Consider the following 19,002-nt stretch of genomic DNA (forward strand, 5'->3'; position numbering starts at 1 on the left):
TGCCCACTATCTTTTTATTCATAAAACCAGTAAATAATAAATTTGTTAAGGGATGCTTCTTCACTGTATGAATAAGAAACCTGCCAAAGCCCATATAGCTCACCCAGGTATCCTGCACCTTCTTCCATGAGGGTTTCGTGCATCTCATCCACGACCTCCTGATAGACTGCATCATCTGACATTTTAAATATCGTATAAGCCTCCTGGCTCTCAATCGATCTGTCGATCACTTCTCGCAACATACCAGGCTCATAGGTATCATAATACATGCCGTTCAGCTGATAATAGTTCAGATTTTCAGACTGACATGACGGATATACATAGTCCGTGCTGATCATATGTGTTTTTTCTAGCTCTTTTTCACTGCAGCAGAGATAATCGTAAGCAATCAGGTTCGGTATCTGATAGCCATTATCTTCGCCGAGAAAAATCGGATCTCCCCAGGTTGTATCTACATAATAATACTGACCATTGCACTGAACAATATTCCATGCATGGTCTGCGACGCCTCCATTTGGATCTGTAGTCTGTCCGGTTACATAGATACAGTAAATACCCAGTTGTTGCAGCAGATACTGGCAGCTTTTTGCATAGCCGGCACAAACCGATCTTTTTCCGACAAGAGCACTGTAAATATTCTGGTTATCCGGTGCATCAAGATCATAATCTACGTTATCTATGAGATAGGTGTAAATGTATTTTATCTTTTCGTATTCATCTGAAAGGTCTGAAATGCCAGAAAGACAGGAGGTTCTTGCCGATTCAATCTCCTGATTCCGTTGTTCTTTTTCTTCTCCCTCATAAAGATAATTGGGCTCTATTACTACATATCGGCTCTTCCCTTCAGACTGAGAATATTCTGTGGAAGTCGCATTTCCATCACACCAGAAAATTTCCGGTCTGTCATTTAACACATTCTGAAATACTTCATTTGCAGTATTCGCGTTGCTGCAATGCAGATAAATTTCTTTTTTATTTTCCTGGATACCCTGAAGAATTTCCCGGTAAACCGTTTGCTCTTCATCAGAAAGCTGTTCATAGTAGAATTCTCCGGTAACCTCTGCATCCGTAATTTTTTCCTGTTCATAAGGAACTTCTTCTGGCGCGGAACTCTCTGCTTTCGGAGTGGCTGACATTTGTCTGCCGATCAGGATTCCTCCGGATATAAGACAGAGACAGCCAAGTCCCAAAAGAATGAACGAAAAAAATTTCCCTGTTTGATGCATCTTTTTTCGCATAATCTATTTAATTCCTCCAAATACTCATCTGTATGTTTCATCATAACATACCCTTCATTTTTGCACAACACGGACATTTTTTACATATAATGTTTCTGACAGTATAAAAAGCCTTGAGGATATCAGATATGAGATTTTTGAAAGCCATGCAGACTTCTGATCGGGGAAATTTGCAGATACAGATTACTTCGTCTATTGATTCTTTTCCTGTTCCAGATGCGTCAATCCGTATTTCCTATACAGGTATTCCTGAAAACACACTGGAAGAACTGACAACCGATAGCTCCGGACAAAGTGAAACCATTGAGCTTGACGCACCGCCTGTGGAGTATAGCCTGGATGTAACAAATGAAGAACAGCCATATGCGGAATATACCCTGGAAGTAAACGCTCCGGGATTCGAGCCGGTCAACATCGCAGGAACGGAAATACTGGCCGGTGTGACGGCAATTCAGAAGATTCGTCTGCGTCCACTTGTCACGGAAGACCAGACTCCGGAAATCTTTGTGATTCCTGCACATACTCTGTACGGTGTGTATCCGCCGAAAATCCCGGAAAACGAGATCAAGCCGGTAAACGAAACCGGTGAGATTGTGCTAAGCAGAGTTGTCGTGCCGGAATACATTGTTGTTCACAATGGCTCACCACGCGATTCTACCGCACAGAATTATTATGTAAAATATAAAGATTATATCAAAAATGTTGCTTCCAGTGAAATCTATGCAACCTGGCCGGAAAATACGATCCGGGCAAATGTACTGGCAATCATGTCTTTTACGCTGAACCGGGTTTACACCGAATGGTATCGCAATCAGGGCTATGATTTCACAATTACATCTTCTACGGCTTTTGATCACAAATGGATTCCGGAACGAAATGTTTTTGACTCCATTTCTACAGTGGTGGACGAACTGTTTGCAGATTATCTTTCCAGACCGAATGTAAGGCAGCCGATTCTGACACAATACTGTGACGGAAGACAGGTTCAGTGTCCGAACTGGATGACCAAATTGTCACAACCTATAAAGTAGCCGGAAATCCCGTAAATACGCGGGTTTCCGGCATTATGAGTGGTATAAAAAGAAATGAATTTTCAGAGTATCGGATTCCCGATCGTAAACAATCTTATCTATAATCTGCTTTAAAGCTTCATTTTTCTGGACAAGAGAGTAAGAATCAGAAACCAGAATATCATGGACGGAGCTTACCCGATCCAGCATTTTAGGAGTAGGATCATCCGGAATCTTATCCGGCGTATTTTCTTCCAGCTCTGCAAGCTGCCGTTCCAGAGAGTCTCTTTCTTTGGCAATCAGAGCTTTATTTTCTTTATATTCTTCCAGTGTATCAATACCCTCTCTGTATGACGCACGTATCCTGTCCTCTTTGCCTTTCAAACCGGCAAGGCGTTCACTTATAAGGGTACGCTCATTAGAAAGCTCCTGTGGGCGAATTTCGCGCATTTCATAAACAATCGAATTGGAACCAAGAGCTTCTTCTAATGCTTTCAGGACTTCCTTTTCGATCACCAGAGAGCTTACACCGTGTGGTTTATCACATTTTCCTTTGCTGTATCCGTAGCAGGAGAAGTACGCATACTTTTCCCCGTTGGCACGCTTCATGGTCGTAGCGGTCAGTGTGCGCCCGCATACCGGGCATTTCAGAAGTCCGGACAGCCAGTGCTTATATGTAGAAGAGGGGCGCTTTCCAACCGGTTTATAGATCTTTTTCAGGCGTTCCTGGGCGGCATCGAAGAGTTCTTTGCTTATAATCGCCTCCTGCATTCCATCAGCAATGATCCACTCGTCCTGGTCTTTGATCCGGTTGGTGGCGTTTTCCATCCGGTTCCATCGGATCATACCGCAGTAGGATGGATTTTGAATAATATATTCGATACTGCGCCGTTCAAAAGCTTTCCCGTTGGACGTTTTCAGTCCGAGAGAGTTCAGATGTCGGGCAATATCAAAGAAACTCATTTTTCCATTTACATATTTATCAAAGATCATACGGACAATCGCAGCCTCTTCCGGAACGATAACCGGAGGTTTGCCACGTTCTATAACTTTATAGCCAAGTGGCGGTCTTGCCTGGTATGCACCGCGGGTAGCGTTTTCTTTCATGCCACGGAATACCTCGCCGGATAAGCGAATGGAGTAGTATTCGTCCATCCACTCTATGATACGTTCGATCAGAGAGCCAAACGGACCGTCTGCCAGTGGCTCGGAGATACTGATCACATCTACATTGTGTTGCTTCTTTAAAAGAGATTTATACACAATGGACTCTTCCTGATTCCGGGCGAACCGACTGAATTTCCACACCAGGATGCAGTCAACCGGATGATCGGAACCTTTGGCCAGACCAATCATTTCTTGAAATCCTGGGCGTTTATCCGCTTTTCTTCCGGAGATACCGAGATCCGTGAAGATCTTCAGGATTACAATATTGTTCTTGGCAGCATAATCCCGGAGGAGATGTTCCTGAGAATCCGGAGAGATTTCTTCCTGATCGTGCGTGGATACACGGATATATCCGTATGCATATTTTAGGCTCATTGTATCAGCTCCTTTGTATTTTATGTAAAAAAGGGTACAAAAATAACAGCCAGCAGAAGAACATGAGTTCTGCTTGCGGTGGCTGCCCGAAGATGATACACTATATTTTGAACGTACTGGTGTATCCTTCGGGGCATTAGTCTTGAGCCGTTCCTGTTGGCGCAGGAGCGGTTTTGTTTTGAAAAAATGTTTATATAACGTAAAAGACCTCGCATTTCTACGAGGTCTTTCAATAAATACGGCTCGCCAGATGACTGGGAGCATTGTCTTGTATACTGCCGGTTAACGGCTTTGTTTTAGCTTATTTATTATATACCTCATTATATGAAAATGTCAATAAAATATGTTGATTTTTAAATTTTTCTATTTGTAAAGTTAGAAATAATTTCCTGATCTATGCGATCAAGCTTTTCGTTGGAAAGCTTTACATTGCTTAAAATATCGAAATTAGTTTTCGGATCATAAATTCGTATTTTGCTGATGGTTGTGATTTGTCCAACTAAAGCAATACTACCAAGTTTTGCTTTATTGATTTCGTTTCTCATTCTTTTTAATAACAATAAATCCCTTGCACAATCCTCTAAATCCTTTTGGAATTTATGCATGTCTTCTGGATGAGTTTTGTAAGTGGCGTCAACTTCTTTCTTGAGGTCAAAGACTTTCTTTTCCAGAGGTCTTTGAATATAAGTAATTTTGGAAACTAACCCTGTGTATAGTTCGTTACCTAAATAGATACAACCTTTATGAAGATGATCTACATCAGATTTCTTCTTAACAGAGGTAAGCGGAACAACAGTTATTACAGGGGAGTTCTTTGAATTATTTTTTTCGACAACAACGCAATAGTGCAACCCACCTTCTTCGCTACCAATATTATAACCAAGATGGACTTTTATGATTTCACCTCGTTTGTATCTTCTTAAACTGGATGGGGAAAAACGAGATTCAAAATCGAGAAAAGTAGACCAATCTTCAAGCCAATAACTTAATTTGTCAGCTTTTCCACGGGTTTTAGAATCTGGACTATTGATCAAAGAGTCGATATAGTGTTCCATTTTTGCCAAAGCCTTTTCTTTATGTCGTTTAAGCTCTTCTTTTGTTAAATTACGTCCCATATATTCACCTCATTTCTTTTGGAAACAAAAATGTAATTGTTTATATAGTTACGATTAGTTCTCTTGCGCGGCTGCTCCGGAGATGATACAATATTATTTGGATTTAGGTATCTCTTCGGAGTGCTTAATAGAGAAACATATTGGTGTATGTTTCATCGCTCGACCGTTCCTGTTGGCGCAGGAGCGGTTCTTTTATTTATATTATTCTGCCTGGTCAAGCGCTATAGTTTTTGTTATTCCGGAAACTGTTACCTGATAGGTAATCTGCTTGTTTGAATCGGAATAAGAAAACTCTTTTGTATCATCCAGAGAGGCGAGAAGAGCGGAATCGGTTGCTTCCTTATCTCTGGTGGATGTCCAAGTATATTCTTCAGAATATTCTGTAGGAGCAGTATAGGTTCCAACCCAGTAAACAGCAGTCGTGTTTCCTTCATCCATGATCCAGTTTATTGTAATGGTATCTTCTGTAATATCTGCCTGCATCCAAGTACCGTCATCATCTTTGTACTCCCATTTTCCAGTAAGCACAACAGGATCTTTGACTTCTTCCTTTACTTCCTCTTTTGGAGTTTCAGCAGATGCTTCTGTTTTCTTGGATGCTTCTTTTGTTCCTTTTGATGAATCAGAGCTATTGCCACAGGCTGTAAATGACAGTGCCATGCTTCCAATCAGAACCAATGCTACAAGTTTCTTTTTCATAATTTTCCTCCTCATAAAAAGTGTTTCTATATAATCGCATATGCGGTTATACCAATTTCATCATCGATAGCTGTGGTATAAAATACGCCACATAATTATCCACCTGTTTACAGATCCCGTACTTATTACTTTTTTTTATAAAATGACAGAGTGATCATTACATTTCCGCAATCTATGGATTCGTATGTTGCTATTACATAACGGTTCGGAGAAAGATAATCGTGTATCATGTCCTGCAATTGACCTTTATGGATATAACCGATATTTGTATTTTTCCAAGTGAAAAAAATTGCACGGCTATCGTATTTGTTTGTTGGTTCCGGCTGAATACCAAGCGAAGAACCGAATGGAATATCGAAATAAAAAGGTTCTTTAGTGCAGAGGTTAACCTGATTATAATTGTACGCTAAGTTATAAGAATTATCATTAATATGTAATATTCCAGGAACAGAAGGCGCGATATACTGCTTTAACTGGAACGATGAAGGTGAAGAAGAAAAAGCTTTAAATATATCGTAAATCCATCCAATTCCGAATAAACCAAATGTGAAAAGGTAAAGAATCCCCATTCCAATTTTTTTATCAATAAATTTATGAAGACCAAACCATCCACCCAAAATAGTTACAATAATTCTAACTGTTTTATTCATAAAATCCTCCAATTTGCGTTAAAAATAAATACATGAATGTGTGTTTGTATCCGCTTAAAATTTTCGCCGTAGTTCTACAACTTTCCCGATAATTTTAACAGGCTTCTCGCTGATTTCTTTTTGGCTGAAATACATAGGTTCGTAATTAGGATTTAGCGAAATAAGAGCAATACTATCTGCATATTTCTTTAGCCTTTTACATACGCCATCGTTTCCGTTGATAAGAGCAATAACGATTTCGTCAGACTCGGCATCATCTTGTTTTCTAACAATTACTGTGTCTCCGTTATGAATATCTGGTTCCATTGAGTCACCACTAATTTTTAATCCAAAAAACTCACCTGTTTTTGCTAATTCTTCAGGGATTTCTTCTTCATCTACAATATCCGTAATGGCTTCTAGTGGAATGCCGGCGGCAACGCGTCCAAGAACTTTTATTATATTAGATTTAGGAAAAGGTTGCTCGGTATGTTCGTCTATTAAAAAAGATTTTTCAATATGGAAATAATCGGCAAGTCGTTGAACTTTTCCCATTCTTGGCAAAGCTATACCTTGACACCATGTATTAAATGTTTGCGGAGAAACAGATATCGCATCAGCGACTTCTTTTTGGGTTTTATTTGCTTTGGACAAATAAAAGTTTAAGTTCTTAGAAAAAATTTTTTTCTGTTCTATATCAGTCATATTTTGTCACCTCTTTCATAATCACATACTACAATATAATTTGACTAAAATCAACTAAAAATCAAAAAAAATTGTATTTTAGTGTTGACATCAAATTAAATTTGACTTATAGTATAAGCGTAACGAGGAAAAATAAGATTTGTGGGAGGTGAATAAATTGAATAAGTTAAAAATTTCCCTTGCGGCGGCTAGAGTAAATGCTGAAATGACTCAAGAAGATGTAGCAAAGGAGATGCATGTCTCGAAAAATACAGTGGTAAATTGGGAAAAAGGTAAGTCAGAGCCTACAATTTCACAAAGCAGAGAACTTAGTAAGCTTTACAATATGCCATTGGAGTATATTTTTTTACCCTAATAATCAAATTAAATTTGATGCAAAAATAGATAGAGGAAGAGAGGTAAGAATGTGAAACTAAGAAAAATAATTGGTTGGATACTGGTTTTTGTGCCATTACTTCTTGTGACTGTTGGCGAACGTTATTTTCCAACAGACATAAGCATTATGTTGATGCGGATATTGATGGGGCTTGGTTTATTGAGCATCAGCGTTGTGGGAACGTGCCTTATATCAAATGAATTGCCGATAAGAATAATTGTTGAGAAAGATGAAGAGAAAATGAGGTGAGGAAATGGGAATAGTGGTTGTCCTGTATATTGTTGGAATTGCTTTGATAATGGGATACCTGATAAACAGATATCCCAGAGAAAGAGTAGCTATTATATTCCTTTGTGCAATCGTTGTATTACAAGTTATCCAAAAATGTCTTCATCAAAAATAAAAAGAACAATGCATATGTAACAGCTAAAAGACGCGGAGATGCGAAACCGAGTAATAGGCTAAAAAATGCAATTGCTGGTAGTTCAATCCATATAAGAGCGAATATCATACGAATTTTAGAACGATATTGCCTGTAGTTAATTCGATAAGAAATACTGCGAACTGGGAGATGGGCTTGTTTACATAATTTGTCATATGTTTTGGAAATCTGATCGCAAATTTGGAACCATTGATTATAGCCATATTTATCCTCTTGCAGAGCAGATGGTTTTTCAAGCCAGCGAATCTCTTGACGTAAAACAGGATCAATAAGAAGAGAATGTGAGTTTTCTAATTCATAGTATTTAGAAAGAAAAGCATTTATGTCGTTAAGAGATACTTTTTTGTATAAAAAAGGTTCGATTTCTAAAAAGAGTGGATGGTATACCTTATCTAGTCTTTCACGAGCTAAAGTAGATAAATTAGAGTTTCGACTAATTAGTAATGTAAAGATGCCAAGAGTAAGAGTGACAGATGGCTCTAATAAAATATTTATAATTTTTTCTAAATCGATATTTGATACAAACGAAAGCATGATGATTATCCTTTCATAATTTGATACGGAAATTATACCAGACAGTAGTAGGACAAATCAACAAGTACAATCAGTATCGCATAGTTTAAAGAGAGGTGGTGGATTTGCAACATATTTTTATTGCAGAAATTGATGGAAAAGAAATTGACATGGCAGCCATGATGCCGGAAGAAAAGCAGAAGGCAATCATGGAAATGACCAGAAAGTTTGTAGAACATTTAGGATACCAGCAGGAGAAAACCGCGTAAGCGGTACCAGTTGGACAAGCAAAGGAGGGATAAGAGATGTTTTACAAGATCGCAAAGATACTCAGCGTAACGGCAAGCATTACCGGAATCTTGATGATGGCTGGTGCGTGCTCAGTGAAAAGTCAGGAGCTGTTTTACTTATATGCAGCACTTGGAATCACAACACTTACTACCGGAGCATTTGCACTGGAATACTTCCGGATCCGGGAAAGCCTGGAACGGAAAAGAAAAATAAGGGAGGCGAGGGAGCATGCCAGAAGAGAAGCAGCGTAAAAGGCGGATCAGAGTGGAGAAGCTGGATGAATGGATTGAGACTATGAAATCAATAGAAAGAGTCAATCGTGAATCCGAATATTTCAAACAGAGTGCGATCCCGTATTTAGAACAATATGTAGACAGCCTGAAAGAAGCAGGCAGAAAAACAGTAGTATTGGAGGACAAGCAGTGAAAACAGTAAAAGTAACACCGGATAACATTATATCGGTAATTGATGTAAACTTTGATGATTTCCGTGATCTACAGAAAGCAGTAGGCGGGCGTTTTGAAATCGTAAGCACGAAAACCTTATTTGAGACATTTAAGATGCCTATGATCATGCTAGTGGATGAGGACGGAAGAATGAAACAGAAAGAAGTCAACCGCCTTGGATCGTACTTTTATGATACAGATAGGCACGGATGGCCAATCTTAGGAGACGTTGTATTTGCAATCGCAGCCGGAGAGGATATCGAGGCACCATCAGATGCAGAAGCCTTAAAGATATTCCTGAAAATGAATTTTTCATATTTAGAAGAATAAAAAACGCTTGCGAAAAGAAATATCGCAAGCGCCGCAACCATAAAGGTACACGAATAATCTAAGCACTTATAGTGTACCTTTTAGCGGCTGGAAAGTCAAGTATTTACAGGGCGACTGCCCTTTTTAATAACTTGATAAGACTATTAAAGTTATGAGGACACGCTATGAGAATCAGACGAGTGACATACGATTTGGGAAACGTAATAGAGAGACAGGAATATCTGGACGGAAGGTATGGAGCACCGGGAGAGAAGAGAGCCAAGAAGAAGAAAGCCACACCGGAGGAAGTGGAGCAGGTCAACCAATGGACCAGGGAAAGGAAAGCACGTCACAGACTCCGGATGTATTTTAAGGTCAATGACTACTTTTTCACATTGACATATCCGAAAGAGGAACGTCCGCCGGACATGAAGCAGGCAAAGCAGGATTTCAAAGAGTTTTACCTGTTCTGCAAGAAGGAATACAAGAAAAGAGGACAGGAGCTCCGCTGGATCCGCAATATTGAATGTACCCCGTCCGGTAACTGGCACATCCATGTGGTTCTGAATCGAATACCGGATACAGATCTGATCATAGCTGTAGCCTGGAAACACGGAAAGGTTCGTAATAAGCAGTTACTCTATGAGAAAGGCGAGTTCCGGAAGCTGGCGCAATATGTTACCAAAAACGAGAAAACCCAGAAAAAATACGTGGATGAGGGCGTACTGGATCATGAGATTGCAGAAGCCAATTTTTCTACGTCTCGGAACATGCCGCTTCCAGAACCCAAAACAAAGATTTTATACCGGTGGCCGAAAGAACCAAAACCGCCGAAGGGATATTACATAGTAAAGGATTCTTTTTACGAAGGGATCAACAAAGCAACCGGATTCCCGTACAGACACTACGAAATGATCCGGATAAGGAGAGAAGATGAAGATAGAACTATACACAGAGGTAAACTTCCGGGGACCAACCGCAAAAAACGGAAAGTGCATCGCTCTGGTGGAGTGCGAGACTAAGAAAGGACCGGCAGTGAAAGCACAGATCGAGACCGAACAGAACACGACCTACCACAGAATGAGCATGATCGCTATCCTTGTCGGTCTGAGAATGCTCCGACCGTGTGAAGTGACTGTCTACACGCCGGATCAGTTCCTGGTCACCACCATAAACGAAGGAAACATGGACAAATGGAAACGGGAAGAGTGGCGCAGACCACATGGAAAAGAGATCAAGAACAAAGAGCTCTGGCAGGAGCTGTCGGAGCAGATGGAAAAACATCGTGTAAGCTTAGAGTTTTCTGAGTCTACGCGGTATTCCGATAGACTACAGTCTAAAATGCGGGAAAAGGAAGAAAACAATGAAATATAGGCAATGGAAAAAGAATTACAAGAAAAAGTATGGAGCAAATCCTCCGTTCGAGCTGGATAAACGAAAACAACGGCGGTATGAAAGGAAAATGGCGAGGCAGATAAATATAACATTGCCGACAATGATGGAGACGTTAACAAAAGAGATTGACGGATGGATGAAAAGCCTAAAATCAGCACTTATTACGATGTGCGAAAGTATGGCAATAACGCTTAATGATATAGCAGGACATTTAAGAGAAGAAAGGGAGGAAAAAATAAAATGACAACCAGTGGAATAACGAATATCAACGCCAAGCTGATTCACCAGCATCCGGATAACCCACGAAAAGACCTGGGTGATCTGACGGAGCTGAGTGAGTCAATCAAGAAAAAAGGGATCATGCAGAACCTTACGGTCATTCCGGGATACTGGGACGAAAAACGTACACACCATGAAGAAGGATACACGCTGATCATCGGGCACCGCCGGTTCGCCGCCGGAAAAATGGCAGGCGTAACTATGTATCCATGCCGGATCGTAGAGGACATGAGCTATAAAGACCAGGTCGGAACCATGCTGGAAGAGAATATGCAGCGCATCGACCTGACACCATTGGAACAGGCAGAAGGATTCCAGATGATGCTTGACCTTGGAGATACAGAAGAACAGATTGCAGAGAAGACCGGATTCTCCAGGACAACCGTGCGCCGGAGGCTGGAGATTGCGAAGCTTGACCGGGATCTGGTGAAGGAAAAGACGGATGAAGACGGGGCATATCAGCTAAACCTAAAAGATCTTGCCCAACTGTCGAGAATCGAGGATGTTGAAACCAGAAACCGAATCTTAAAAGATGCAACAGACTCCAGACAGATTCAGTGGAAAGTAGAAGCAGAGATTAAAAACAGGGAGAGGGAGAAGAATAAAAAGATTATTGTCGAACTCTTGAAGGCAGCAGGAATCAAGAAAGCACCAAAGGAGATTGAAAAAAAGAAGTATACGGCAGAACTAAAAGAGGTAAAAACGTTCAATCTGGAGAAAGAACCACCAAAGAGAATCAATATCCGCGGAAAAGAACTGTATTATCTGGATGGTTGGAATGGGATTGATGTAGTGAAAAAACTCCCGAAATCAGAAAAAGTTGAAACAGAATGGGACAGGCAGAGAAAAAAGATAAAGCAGTTGAAAGCTTTACAGAAAAAAATGAATGAAAGAAAAAAAGAATTCATCCGGACAATAGCGGACGGGAAAATCGAACTGCTAAAAGATGAGGAACGCCAGAAAAATATTGAAAAGATGATCCGGAACATGATGGAGAAGTCCTGTTGGTTAGGAAATGGAATGGTTCTAAAATTTTTTACCGGGAAAAGCCTGTATGATGCGGATGAGAAAGAAAAGGAAGAAGCAGAAGAAAAAATACAAACACTGGATACACAGGTTTTATTACTGATTGCAATGAACGACATGATGGATGATCATACCGGGGATTTGGTAGGGTATTCCGGAGAATACAAAGAGGATGCCGGAAAGAGATACCAGGAATGCTTCAAAATTTTAATGCGTTATGGCTGGAGTTATGAAAGAGAAGAGGCGGATTTGGTTTACGGCAACCATGAGCTATACAAAAAGGAGTCCTAAGATGGAGCAGTTAAGTGTAGAAGACTGGAAACCGGATGCCTGCCCGAAAAATATAACCGTAGAAGAATATCTGGCCACATTTCCCAAAATCAAATTAACCCGCCGGGAATATCTCCGGACACTTCCATTGTATCACGCGGCTCTGTACCTTGCAGAGACAACCAAAAAAGTACACAGTTCACAGGACTGGTATTTATACCTGAATGAAAAAGTAGACCAAAGCGGGGAGGTGTTGATCAATGAATATGATGTTTCCGAAACCAACCAAACAGAAGAAACGTAAGAAGCACAAAAAAAGCATCATGCAGCCAAAAGGCGACCGCCGGTGCTACCTGTGCATGTTACTGGATGGAGATTTTACATACAAGCCATATCTGGAAGAGCATCATGTTTTGTTTGGTAACACCCATGCATTTGCAGAGGCGGAAGGGTTAAAAGTCAATCTCTGCCTGGAACATCACCGAAACGGACCGGCAGCAGTCCATAACAATGCCAAGAACGCGCGGATCCTGATGGCGAAAGCTCAGGAGGTTTACGAAAGAACCCATACAAGGGAAGAATGGATGAAAAACGCCGGAAAGAATTATTTATAGGCACCACAGGAAGTTAATATATCACAATTTCGCAGAGTGCATGGCTGCCCGGTGCGGCAGCCAGAAAGGAGCGACAATGAGGAAAGAGTTATTTGAGCTAAAAAGAACTATGAGAATAGATTTATGTAACATCACCAAAATTACCGGGTACATCGTAGACAACGCCCGGGATTGCCGGCTGGAATTTACCAAGACCTTTTCAAACATCCCAGAAACGGAAAGATTCAAATATCTGGACATTTTTGAAAAGGTTTTATCCGGAAAGCCGGGAAAAAATATGTTCCAGTTGGATTTTCTGGACAGAGAAAGAGCCAGATATTTAAATGCCATTACAAATACGGAGCTGAAGGATGATGAAGTGCGCCAGATCTTTCTGGAAGAGATTGCAGAAACAATTGACGTATCGAATAAGACCTATACACTGATTTTAATTGCCAGCGGAATCTATGATATTCCAAAGATTGCTAAAGATGGAACGGATCTGGATGAAAGTGAAGAGGTATACCGGTACATGATCGGATGCTTATGCCCGGTGGGGTTATCGGCAGCAGGATTATCTTATTCGCCAGATCTGGCAGATATCCAGGAACGGACAAGGGACTGGACGGTAAGTATGCCAACACAGGGGTTCTTGTATCCGGCATTCACGGACCGCCACAGTGATCCGGATCACATCTGGTACTACAACAAACGTCCGAACAATCCGGACAAAGGATTGATCACACAAATGTTATGGTGCAAATTACCGTCTACACCAGAAGAACAGAAAATTGCATTCCGGGAAAGCCTAAATGCAGTGAATGGAAAAGTAAGCATGGAACAGGCGAAGGATTTATATCATTCGCTTGGAAGAATTAAAGATATTAAATCGGATTCGGAAGATAGAAGACTGAAAGCGAGCGAGATAGAGAATGTCTTAAAGAACATCGGAATTGATCCGGAGGTGGCAGCAGAAAGTGCAAAAGGTTGCAACACTGCCGAGATTGACACAGAGAACACCGTAAATACAAAGCGGTTTGAAATCGGACTTCTGGATGCACATGTGACTGTGAATGCTGATCGGACGGATCTGGTATCAACCAGAGTGATTGATGGTGAAGAATACATTCTGATCAAAGCAGACGGTGGTATCTGTGCAAATGGAATCATTTTAGAGAACCGGGAGAGTGAGAAAGATGAAGAGGAAGACGACTAAACCGGGAAATATGCGGGCATTCATATATCCGGTAAGCAAGAAAATGCGCAAAGTAAGACGGAAAGGAACAAAAAAATGAAAATTGGAGACAAAGTACAGTTAAGACGTAGGATCTCCCAGAAAGGTGGAAAGAGCAGACTTGCCACGGAAAAAGTCACGATCCTTGGGATTTATCCGCATCATGTGCAGGTCAGGAATCAGAAAGGGATTGTGAGATCATATATAAACTGGGAGTGGCAGCAGTTAACCAGCAAAGAAGGAATGGAAGGCGTGGAATCGTGGCGCAGGAAGGGATAACGATGGAAAGATTAACAGAATGGATCGGAGAAGGAGAAGACCGGTGCGCTGTACCGAGAATGGATTTAAGGAAAAACGGACATCAGAAGTGCTGCAATAAGCTGGCAGAGTATGAGGATCTGGAAGAGGCTGGAATCATTCAAAAATGGATTCCGGTGAAATGGCATGTGATATTGGATACCGAACGGGAAGAGGAAGGAATTCCGGAAGACATAATCTATTATCTGGACTGTCCAATGCCGGAAGATGGAGAAGAAATCATAGTAACAGACGGAAAAAGAGTATGGACCGATGAAAACTGCATTGACATTGTAGGACATTGTTTGGAGAGCGGAAACGATTGGAAAGACATGAAAGCATGGATGCCATTTCCGAAGCCATACAAGAAAGGCGGCAGTAATGACTGAAAAAGAAGTATGCCTGATGTGCGAAAACTATTCTGAAGACACAAAATGTGATCAGCATGATAGCTGTAAACTCATGGCGGTATTAAAAGAAAATCGGGCACTAAAGAAAAAAGTAAGCCAGTTGAAACGTCAATTGGACGAATCGGAACTGAAAAGATCATACATGGTAAATCCAAGTGCAATTGGATACCGTAATGATATGGGATGGTAAAGGAGAAGGAAAAAATGGGAAGATTATCGAAAAAAGATATGGAAGAGCTAAGAGAAGCCTGCAGTTATGATTGCGGATATACCGATACAGAAGAAGTTGTAAAAGATATCACAGCACAGGTCCTTGAAGAACTGGATTCAGATACGACGTATGGTGATGAGGTTGGACTGGTAGACAGTGACAGAGGCGAAGAATTTACAACGCTGGATGAGTTTGTGAGGATCTTCTGGGATAAGGCAGCAGAAAAGATCCTGAATGTTGTAGAGACGCAGGGGAGATAAGAGAATGGAAAATAGAGAATTAAAAGAGTATCTTGCAGAATTTGCTGATAATGCACAAATGAGCATTATAATAGCGAATCCAAAAAAAGAAAGGTGTACATTCTTGAAGAGCTGTTTATGATCAAAGACGAAAAAATAGGACAACCGGTGCTTTGCATCCAGATCGCAGAAGAAAGAGATATGGACGAGGACGAAAGAAAAGCAGCCGAGCAGGATGAGAAAGGAGAGTAAATGGGGCGCAGTATTTACTTTACAAATCAGGAAATCGAAAAGCTTATTGATTATGTAAGTAATTCGGTTGAACTGTTGGGAGAAGCAGAAGGTACATGGGAGCAGACTGCCGAGGATATGGAAAATGGACTTGGATCGGCAATAAGAAAATTATATAAAGGCAGAAGAGGCGAAAAGATTTATGCAAAATACAAGACGAAAAGAGGGAAAGGTAAGAGATCAAATTTCTGAAACTTTTATTTTTCAATTTCCAAAAGAAGAGGAGGCTGAAGATGAATAATCAACAAGCAATAGATAGATTAGTGGAACATCTTGGATGGGGCTGGACTGAGGAAACAGTAGAAGCCATTGAAATGGGGATACATGCACTAAAAGAAACACAGTGGATTCCATGCAGTGAGAAGATGCCGGAGGATAATACGGATGTAATTGTATGCTTTTACAGCGGAACAGTAACAGAGATGAGATATTGGGGAAATGGAATCTTTCAAGGAATCTATGAACACACGGCAAAAACAATTGTTGCATGGATGCCGTTACCGGAACCGTATAAGGAGAAAACAGAATGACAAATAGGGAATATATGATAAATCTATTGCTGGACGGTTTGGAATCACGCTTGAACCGAGCAAACATTGATGATGGTGGTGCAAGCGAAGAAGCTATGATTTATTACAACATAAATTGTCCATATTATGCAGGCGATAAAAGAGCATATTGCCGAAAAGAAGGTAGTCTAGTATCAAGTAGAGAGGTATGCGTAGATTGTAAAGCACATTGACTTGAACAGGAAGTTGATGAATAAAAACAAAACGACAAAGGAGTTGAGGACGATGAGACTAATTGATGCAGATAAGCTAGCACTCCACTTGAATGATTATGCTTTGCAAGAAGCTCCGTTCGGACGCAATGACAGTAAAAATCAGAAAGAAATCTACGAGACAATAAAAGAGTGCATGAAAGCGGTAGAAGAACAGCCGACAGCGTTTGACGTGGAGAATGTTGTCTCTAACTTAGAGCAGCTAAAGCTTGATGAAGCTTGCAATTATAAGGGGTGTGCAGATTGCCAATATCTCGATAAATGTTGGGATGGAGAAATGAGGGAAGAGCACGCTATGGATATAGCAATTGAAATCGTGAAAAGAGGTGGCCTAGATGAAAGTTAAGATCGAAGACTTCTTACTGGCAATGGGAGATTATTGCAGAGAGCATAGTCCTGAAGAGTGTGCTTCTTGCAAAATGAGTGTAGATCATGGAGATCCGGGCGATGGTACAGTTTTTTATGGATGCGCTATGTTTGGATGCGAGTATCCAAAATATGCCAAGATGGTGAAAAAAGAAATTTTGAAGTACATGAAAGAAAGGAAGAAGGATAATGGGTAGAGAAATATTATTTAAAGCCAAGGGCGGGGTGAGTGGTAAATGGGTTGAAGGATTGGTTTTTAATGCAGGTAATATGCAATATATTTATACCAAGCCGAAATCAGACGGCAGCAGACAGGAAATATATGAGGTTGATCCGGATACGATCTGCCAGTACACTGGACTCATGGATAAGAATGGAAAGAAGATCTGGGAGAATGATATCCTTATGTGCCATGATAATCCGGTTGATCTTGTAAAAGCAGTATTCGGAGAGTTTAACGTCATAGAAGCGAAAAGCGAAAAAGTAATAGACAGTGTAATTGGATGGCACTACGAAACGATTCCGACGGATGCTCTGAGCAAATGCGAGCCGTTTTGCTATTCAATGCCATTAACGGAAGATTATGTAAAATTGTGTGAGATGAAGGCTATCGGGAATATTTGGGATAAATCGGAGGATGCAAAACCAAAGGAAACCGATAATATTATTTATCATGATTTCATGAAGAAAGGAAGAGAATAATGAGTAATGGATGGATTCCAACAACAGAAAGACTCCCAGATCAACGGGAATTTATTGAGGCTTATGTCCGGCATGCATATGCAGCGGAGTTTCTGACCACGATCGAGGGAGCTGATAAGGCAACAACGCTGTATTATTCCCAGACTGGTGTCTGGTTCGATGAACAGGGAGAACCATATAAGGTTGTGGCGTGGATGCCGCTTCCGGAAAGGTATAAAGGATAATGGAAGATAAATATACAAAGATATTTGTATGGATAATTACGGCAGTTACAGTAATTATTGGAATGAAATGGACGGGATCGGCGTGGTGCTTATGGGGGCTGTTCATTCCGACAATGATAGAGTAGGAGATGATGAAACATTGTATAAAAACCAGGAAGGATATCGTGATCCGACAGCAGGCAAAGCCATCCAGGATGCAAGCCGCATTCCACACCACGTAAAGGAAGCGCATAAAGCATTAAAAGATATAGCAAGTCTGCTTGGATTCGAGGTCTTAGTATTGAGAGACAGGAAGACAGGGAGGGTATACCGATGGAAACAGTGAAAGAAGAGAACGAGAAGAAAAAGGAATACCTGAAACAGTACGGCAAAGCATTACGCCAGGAGAAGCGGATCGAGGAAGAGCTGGAACGCTTAAAGCTGGATAGGATGCTTCCGGGAGCACTGGCAGCGGATGGACTGCCAAAAAGCAGCAACCTTTCTGATCTGTCGGATTATGCAGCAGAAGTAGACGAACAGGAACGGAAAATAGTGGAACAGAGGAAGAAAAGAGTCAGGATCCGGACTGAGATCAGGGAAAGAATTGAGCAGATGGAAGACGAGACAGAGAAAGATATCCTGACTTATCACTACATAGATCTTATGAGATGGAAAGAAATCTGTGCAAGAACCGGGTATTGCTGGCAGTATGTACATAAAAAGCATTCAGATGCATTGAAAAATTTTAAATATGCGATAGAATGCGACACTCAACCTGTGATATAGTATATGCAGGTAAAGAATTGAAACAGGGCAGCAGTCGAAAGATTGTTGCCTTTTTCTTTGCCATGAATTCCAGAAAGAGGTTTTGGCGGTTTACTCTGGAAAGAATTTATTCATACGTCGGTACATTTGTTTGTTGCAATTACTTTTTTAGAACTCCTTATTACAGATACAGAAACCGTCAGAGGAAAAGATATGAAGGAACAACGGAACCCAAGAAGTGCCAACGGGAATCTGAGAAGAAAACACCGGGCGAGGTTTAAAGCAATAGGTGGAGAATGCGGGATATGTAAAGGCAGGCTTGGCCCCATACATTACAATGAACCAAGCGATAGCAAACATCCGTTGTCTTTTGTTATAGATGAAATCAAACCGGTGTCAAGGTGGCGTGAGTTTGGATATAACTCACGTGAAGCAGCGGCACAGGACTGGAACAACCTGCAACCGGCGCATTACTGTTGCAACGTAGCGAAAAGCAATAAAACGTTGAATGAAATGCAGAGGAGCCAGCAAAAGCCCAAAATGAACGTTACAGATGGGGAATGGTGAGAAGTGCAAACAGAGGGTGGGGAGGGTACCCCGCCACGCGGCGGCGGCGACCACCGCT

Annotated in this window: 34 protein-coding genes and 1 pseudogene; 28 read left to right on the forward strand and 7 right to left on the reverse strand. The window is 41.0% G+C overall.

Annotated features, from left to right (window positions below; all coding sequences use genetic code 11):
• Positions 1–14: 14 nt before the first annotated feature.
• Positions 15–1,238: a transglutaminase domain-containing protein gene (locus AB5213_RS09325; protein ID WP_215633826.1), complete on the reverse strand. Its 1,224-nt coding sequence runs from the start codon at positions 1,236–1,238 to the stop codon at positions 15–17.
• 128 nt (positions 1,239–1,366) lie between these two features.
• Between AB5213_RS09325 and AB5213_RS09330 the strand changes: the two are divergent.
• Positions 1,367–2,248 (forward strand): annotated as a pseudogene (locus tag AB5213_RS09330) (carboxypeptidase-like regulatory domain-containing protein); the annotation flags it as partial.
• 54 nt (positions 2,249–2,302) lie between these two features.
• Here the strand turns inward: AB5213_RS09330 and AB5213_RS09335 are convergent.
• From AB5213_RS09335 to AB5213_RS09355, 5 genes are all read right to left on the reverse strand, one after another.
• A complete protein-coding gene (locus AB5213_RS09335; RefSeq protein WP_215633828.1) occupies positions 2,303–3,790 on the reverse strand; it encodes a recombinase family protein in 1,488 nt (495 codons plus the stop codon).
• A gap of 353 nt (positions 3,791–4,143) precedes the next feature.
• On the reverse strand, positions 4,144–4,905 hold the full coding sequence (locus AB5213_RS09340) for a type II toxin-antitoxin system PemK/MazF family toxin (RefSeq protein ID WP_215633829.1): 762 nt from the start codon (positions 4,903–4,905) through the stop codon (positions 4,144–4,146).
• Between the two features lie 201 nt (positions 4,906–5,106).
• On the reverse strand, positions 5,107–5,604 hold the full coding sequence (locus AB5213_RS09345; RefSeq protein WP_215633830.1) for a hypothetical protein: 498 nt from the start codon (positions 5,602–5,604) through the stop codon (positions 5,107–5,109).
• Positions 5,605–5,729: 125 nt separating this feature from the next.
• Positions 5,730–6,254, reverse strand: coding sequence for an NINE protein (locus AB5213_RS09350; protein WP_215633831.1), 525 nt, complete (start codon positions 6,252–6,254; stop codon positions 5,730–5,732).
• A 54-nt stretch (positions 6,255–6,308) separates the two neighbouring features.
• A complete protein-coding gene (locus tag AB5213_RS09355; RefSeq protein ID WP_082424145.1) occupies positions 6,309–6,938 on the reverse strand; it encodes a LexA family transcriptional regulator in 630 nt (209 codons plus the stop codon).
• A 148-nt stretch (positions 6,939–7,086) separates the two neighbouring features.
• Here AB5213_RS09355 and AB5213_RS09360 point away from each other — a divergent pair, with 148 nt between their 5' ends.
• Both AB5213_RS09360 and AB5213_RS09365 read left to right on the forward strand, forming a co-directional pair.
• Complete coding sequence (locus tag AB5213_RS09360) at positions 7,087–7,293, forward strand: helix-turn-helix transcriptional regulator (RefSeq protein ID WP_242859473.1); 207 nt, start codon at positions 7,087–7,089, stop codon at positions 7,291–7,293.
• Positions 7,294–7,344: 51 nt separating this feature from the next.
• Complete coding sequence (locus AB5213_RS09365; protein WP_055296924.1) at positions 7,345–7,563, forward strand: hypothetical protein; 219 nt, start codon at positions 7,345–7,347, stop codon at positions 7,561–7,563.
• Positions 7,564–7,681: 118 nt separating this feature from the next.
• Here AB5213_RS09365 and AB5213_RS09370 read toward each other — a convergent pair whose 3' ends face one another.
• A complete protein-coding gene (locus tag AB5213_RS09370; RefSeq protein ID WP_215633832.1) occupies positions 7,682–8,290 on the reverse strand; it encodes a hypothetical protein in 609 nt (202 codons plus the stop codon).
• Between the two features lie 104 nt (positions 8,291–8,394).
• On the opposite strand from AB5213_RS09370, the gene AB5213_RS09375 reads away from it, so the two are divergent.
• The 25 genes from AB5213_RS09375 to AB5213_RS09495 all read left to right on the forward strand — a co-directional run bounded on the left by AB5213_RS09375 (position 8,395) and on the right by AB5213_RS09495 (position 18,944).
• A complete protein-coding gene (locus AB5213_RS09375; RefSeq protein WP_156330621.1) occupies positions 8,395–8,538 on the forward strand; it encodes a hypothetical protein in 144 nt (47 codons plus the stop codon).
• A gap of 36 nt (positions 8,539–8,574) precedes the next feature.
• Positions 8,575–8,811: a hypothetical protein gene (locus AB5213_RS09380; RefSeq protein ID WP_055296928.1), complete on the forward strand. Its 237-nt coding sequence runs from the start codon at positions 8,575–8,577 to the stop codon at positions 8,809–8,811.
• Positions 8,789–8,986: a hypothetical protein gene (locus tag AB5213_RS09385; protein WP_055296930.1), complete on the forward strand. Its 198-nt coding sequence runs from the start codon at positions 8,789–8,791 to the stop codon at positions 8,984–8,986. The genes AB5213_RS09380 and AB5213_RS09385 overlap by 23 nt, the downstream gene beginning before the upstream one ends.
• The gene (locus tag AB5213_RS09390) at positions 8,983–9,336 is read left to right on the forward strand and encodes a DUF3846 domain-containing protein (protein WP_055296932.1); all 354 of its coding nucleotides are present in this window, start codon (positions 8,983–8,985) and stop codon (positions 9,334–9,336) included. The genes AB5213_RS09385 and AB5213_RS09390 overlap by 4 nt, the downstream gene beginning before the upstream one ends.
• 164 nt (positions 9,337–9,500) lie before the next feature.
• Positions 9,501–10,337: a hypothetical protein gene (locus AB5213_RS09395; protein WP_242859465.1), complete on the forward strand. Its 837-nt coding sequence runs from the start codon at positions 9,501–9,503 to the stop codon at positions 10,335–10,337.
• On the forward strand, positions 10,321–10,689 hold the full coding sequence (locus AB5213_RS09400; RefSeq protein ID WP_055296934.1) for an RNase H family protein: 369 nt from the start codon (positions 10,321–10,323) through the stop codon (positions 10,687–10,689). Before AB5213_RS09395 ends, AB5213_RS09400 begins: the two co-directional genes overlap by 17 nt.
• On the forward strand, positions 10,679–10,954 hold the full coding sequence (locus tag AB5213_RS09405; RefSeq protein WP_055296937.1) for a hypothetical protein: 276 nt from the start codon (positions 10,679–10,681) through the stop codon (positions 10,952–10,954). Before AB5213_RS09400 ends, AB5213_RS09405 begins: the two co-directional genes overlap by 11 nt.
• Positions 10,951–12,306: a ParB/RepB/Spo0J family partition protein gene (locus tag AB5213_RS09410; RefSeq protein WP_215633833.1), complete on the forward strand. Its 1,356-nt coding sequence runs from the start codon at positions 10,951–10,953 to the stop codon at positions 12,304–12,306. The genes AB5213_RS09405 and AB5213_RS09410 overlap by 4 nt, the downstream gene beginning before the upstream one ends.
• Positions 12,281–12,589, forward strand: a complete 309-nt coding sequence (locus AB5213_RS09415; protein WP_368276630.1) for a hypothetical protein — start codon at positions 12,281–12,283, stop codon at positions 12,587–12,589. The genes AB5213_RS09410 and AB5213_RS09415 overlap by 26 nt, the downstream gene beginning before the upstream one ends.
• Entirely contained in the window at positions 12,546–12,899 is a 354-nt protein-coding gene (locus tag AB5213_RS09420) for a hypothetical protein (protein ID WP_178413923.1), read from the forward strand. The genes AB5213_RS09415 and AB5213_RS09420 overlap by 44 nt, the downstream gene beginning before the upstream one ends.
• Positions 12,900–12,975: 76 nt before the next feature.
• Positions 12,976–14,094, forward strand: a complete 1,119-nt coding sequence (locus AB5213_RS09425; protein WP_215633835.1) for a DUF4317 family protein — start codon at positions 12,976–12,978, stop codon at positions 14,092–14,094.
• Positions 14,095–14,169: 75 nt separating this feature from the next.
• Complete coding sequence (locus tag AB5213_RS09430; protein WP_270222856.1) at positions 14,170–14,391, forward strand: hypothetical protein; 222 nt, start codon at positions 14,170–14,172, stop codon at positions 14,389–14,391.
• A gap of 2 nt (positions 14,392–14,393) precedes the next feature.
• Positions 14,394–14,798 (forward strand): hypothetical protein, encoded by a 405-nt coding sequence (locus AB5213_RS09435; protein ID WP_270222857.1) that lies wholly within the window; start codon positions 14,394–14,396, stop codon positions 14,796–14,798.
• Complete coding sequence (locus AB5213_RS09440) at positions 14,791–15,009, forward strand: hypothetical protein (RefSeq protein ID WP_178024565.1); 219 nt, start codon at positions 14,791–14,793, stop codon at positions 15,007–15,009. The genes AB5213_RS09435 and AB5213_RS09440 overlap by 8 nt, the downstream gene beginning before the upstream one ends.
• 14 nt (positions 15,010–15,023) lie before the next feature.
• Complete coding sequence (locus tag AB5213_RS09445; RefSeq protein ID WP_178024563.1) at positions 15,024–15,290, forward strand: hypothetical protein; 267 nt, start codon at positions 15,024–15,026, stop codon at positions 15,288–15,290.
• Positions 15,291–15,521: 231 nt separating this feature from the next.
• Entirely contained in the window at positions 15,522–15,752 is a 231-nt protein-coding gene (locus AB5213_RS09450) for a hypothetical protein (protein ID WP_215633838.1), read from the forward strand.
• Positions 15,753–15,793: 41 nt separating this feature from the next.
• Positions 15,794–16,090, forward strand: coding sequence for a DUF551 domain-containing protein (locus tag AB5213_RS09455; protein WP_215633839.1), 297 nt, complete (start codon positions 15,794–15,796; stop codon positions 16,088–16,090).
• Positions 16,087–16,302 carry a hypothetical protein gene (locus AB5213_RS09460; protein WP_215633840.1) on the forward strand — a complete coding sequence of 72 codons (216 nt, stop codon included), beginning with the start codon at positions 16,087–16,089 and terminating at the stop codon, positions 16,300–16,302. The genes AB5213_RS09455 and AB5213_RS09460 overlap by 4 nt, the downstream gene beginning before the upstream one ends.
• Positions 16,303–16,354: 52 nt before the next feature.
• Complete coding sequence (locus tag AB5213_RS09465; protein ID WP_215633841.1) at positions 16,355–16,687, forward strand: hypothetical protein; 333 nt, start codon at positions 16,355–16,357, stop codon at positions 16,685–16,687.
• Complete coding sequence (locus AB5213_RS09470; RefSeq protein ID WP_178413916.1) at positions 16,677–16,904, forward strand: hypothetical protein; 228 nt, start codon at positions 16,677–16,679, stop codon at positions 16,902–16,904. Before AB5213_RS09465 ends, AB5213_RS09470 begins: the two co-directional genes overlap by 11 nt.
• Positions 16,897–17,409 carry a YopX family protein gene (locus AB5213_RS09475; RefSeq protein WP_178413915.1) on the forward strand — a complete coding sequence of 171 codons (513 nt, stop codon included), beginning with the start codon at positions 16,897–16,899 and terminating at the stop codon, positions 17,407–17,409. Before AB5213_RS09470 ends, AB5213_RS09475 begins: the two co-directional genes overlap by 8 nt.
• The gene (locus AB5213_RS09480) at positions 17,409–17,633 is read left to right on the forward strand and encodes a DUF551 domain-containing protein (RefSeq protein ID WP_215633842.1); all 225 of its coding nucleotides are present in this window, start codon (positions 17,409–17,411) and stop codon (positions 17,631–17,633) included. Before AB5213_RS09475 ends, AB5213_RS09480 begins: the two co-directional genes overlap by 1 nt.
• 28 nt (positions 17,634–17,661) lie before the next feature.
• Positions 17,662–17,958, forward strand: coding sequence for a hypothetical protein (locus AB5213_RS09485; protein WP_173698902.1), 297 nt, complete (start codon positions 17,662–17,664; stop codon positions 17,956–17,958).
• Complete coding sequence (locus AB5213_RS09490) at positions 17,946–18,398, forward strand: hypothetical protein (protein ID WP_368276631.1); 453 nt, start codon at positions 17,946–17,948, stop codon at positions 18,396–18,398. Before AB5213_RS09485 ends, AB5213_RS09490 begins: the two co-directional genes overlap by 13 nt.
• Before the next feature lie 192 nt (positions 18,399–18,590).
• The gene (locus AB5213_RS09495; protein ID WP_055296963.1) at positions 18,591–18,944 is read left to right on the forward strand and encodes a hypothetical protein; all 354 of its coding nucleotides are present in this window, start codon (positions 18,591–18,593) and stop codon (positions 18,942–18,944) included.
• Positions 18,945–19,002: the final 58 nt, after the last annotated feature.

The sequence above is a fragment of the Coprococcus sp. RTP21204st1_G4_RTP21204_210225 genome (assembly GCF_040915385.1).
Taxonomy (GTDB): domain Bacteria; phylum Bacillota; class Clostridia; order Lachnospirales; family Lachnospiraceae; genus Allocoprococcus; species Allocoprococcus comes.

Excerpts from the sequence above, each read along its gene's own strand:
- AB5213_RS09335 (WP_215633828.1), bottom strand. The coding sequence starts at position 3,790 with ATGAGCCTAAAATATGCATACGGATATATCCGTGTATCCACGCACGAT.
- AB5213_RS09340 (WP_215633829.1), bottom strand. The coding sequence starts at position 4,905 with ATGGGACGTAATTTAACAAAAGAAGAGCTTAAACGACATAAAGAAAAG.
- AB5213_RS09475 (WP_178413915.1), top strand. The coding sequence starts at position 16,897 with ATGGGTAGAGAAATATTATTTAAAGCCAAGGGCGGGGTGAGTGGTAAA.
- AB5213_RS09485 (WP_173698902.1), top strand. The coding sequence starts at position 17,662 with ATGGATAATTACGGCAGTTACAGTAATTATTGGAATGAAATGGACGGG.
- AB5213_RS09380 (WP_055296928.1), top strand. The coding sequence starts at position 8,575 with ATGTTTTACAAGATCGCAAAGATACTCAGCGTAACGGCAAGCATTACC.
- AB5213_RS09450 (WP_215633838.1), top strand. The coding sequence starts at position 15,522 with ATGGGGCGCAGTATTTACTTTACAAATCAGGAAATCGAAAAGCTTATT.
- AB5213_RS09325 (WP_215633826.1), bottom strand. The coding sequence starts at position 1,238 with ATGCGAAAAAAGATGCATCAAACAGGGAAATTTTTTTCGTTCATTCTT.
- AB5213_RS09370 (WP_215633832.1), bottom strand. The coding sequence starts at position 8,290 with ATGCTTTCGTTTGTATCAAATATCGATTTAGAAAAAATTATAAATATT.
- AB5213_RS09355 (WP_082424145.1), bottom strand. The coding sequence starts at position 6,938 with ATGACTGATATAGAACAGAAAAAAATTTTTTCTAAGAACTTAAACTTT.
- AB5213_RS09445 (WP_178024563.1), top strand. The coding sequence starts at position 15,024 with ATGGGAAGATTATCGAAAAAAGATATGGAAGAGCTAAGAGAAGCCTGC.
- AB5213_RS09385 (WP_055296930.1), top strand. The coding sequence starts at position 8,789 with ATGCCAGAAGAGAAGCAGCGTAAAAGGCGGATCAGAGTGGAGAAGCTG.
- AB5213_RS09460 (WP_215633840.1), top strand. The coding sequence starts at position 16,087 with ATGACAAATAGGGAATATATGATAAATCTATTGCTGGACGGTTTGGAA.
- AB5213_RS09430 (WP_270222856.1), top strand. The coding sequence starts at position 14,170 with ATGAAAATTGGAGACAAAGTACAGTTAAGACGTAGGATCTCCCAGAAA.
- AB5213_RS09435 (WP_270222857.1), top strand. The coding sequence starts at position 14,394 with ATGGAAAGATTAACAGAATGGATCGGAGAAGGAGAAGACCGGTGCGCT.
- AB5213_RS09455 (WP_215633839.1), top strand. The coding sequence starts at position 15,794 with ATGAATAATCAACAAGCAATAGATAGATTAGTGGAACATCTTGGATGG.
- AB5213_RS09410 (WP_215633833.1), top strand. The coding sequence starts at position 10,951 with ATGACAACCAGTGGAATAACGAATATCAACGCCAAGCTGATTCACCAG.
- AB5213_RS09495 (WP_055296963.1), top strand. The coding sequence starts at position 18,591 with ATGAAGGAACAACGGAACCCAAGAAGTGCCAACGGGAATCTGAGAAGA.
- AB5213_RS09420 (WP_178413923.1), top strand. The coding sequence starts at position 12,546 with ATGAATATGATGTTTCCGAAACCAACCAAACAGAAGAAACGTAAGAAG.
- AB5213_RS09465 (WP_215633841.1), top strand. The coding sequence starts at position 16,355 with ATGAGACTAATTGATGCAGATAAGCTAGCACTCCACTTGAATGATTAT.
- AB5213_RS09470 (WP_178413916.1), top strand. The coding sequence starts at position 16,677 with ATGAAAGTTAAGATCGAAGACTTCTTACTGGCAATGGGAGATTATTGC.
- AB5213_RS09350 (WP_215633831.1), bottom strand. The coding sequence starts at position 6,254 with ATGAATAAAACAGTTAGAATTATTGTAACTATTTTGGGTGGATGGTTT.
- AB5213_RS09480 (WP_215633842.1), top strand. The coding sequence starts at position 17,409 with ATGAGTAATGGATGGATTCCAACAACAGAAAGACTCCCAGATCAACGG.
- AB5213_RS09490 (WP_368276631.1), top strand. The coding sequence starts at position 17,946 with ATGGAAACAGTGAAAGAAGAGAACGAGAAGAAAAAGGAATACCTGAAA.
- AB5213_RS09440 (WP_178024565.1), top strand. The coding sequence starts at position 14,791 with ATGACTGAAAAAGAAGTATGCCTGATGTGCGAAAACTATTCTGAAGAC.
- AB5213_RS09405 (WP_055296937.1), top strand. The coding sequence starts at position 10,679 with ATGAAATATAGGCAATGGAAAAAGAATTACAAGAAAAAGTATGGAGCA.
- AB5213_RS09395 (WP_242859465.1), top strand. The coding sequence starts at position 9,501 with ATGAGAATCAGACGAGTGACATACGATTTGGGAAACGTAATAGAGAGA.
- AB5213_RS09415 (WP_368276630.1), top strand. The coding sequence starts at position 12,281 with ATGAGCTATACAAAAAGGAGTCCTAAGATGGAGCAGTTAAGTGTAGAA.
- AB5213_RS09345 (WP_215633830.1), bottom strand. The coding sequence starts at position 5,604 with ATGAAAAAGAAACTTGTAGCATTGGTTCTGATTGGAAGCATGGCACTG.
- AB5213_RS09425 (WP_215633835.1), top strand. The coding sequence starts at position 12,976 with ATGAGGAAAGAGTTATTTGAGCTAAAAAGAACTATGAGAATAGATTTA.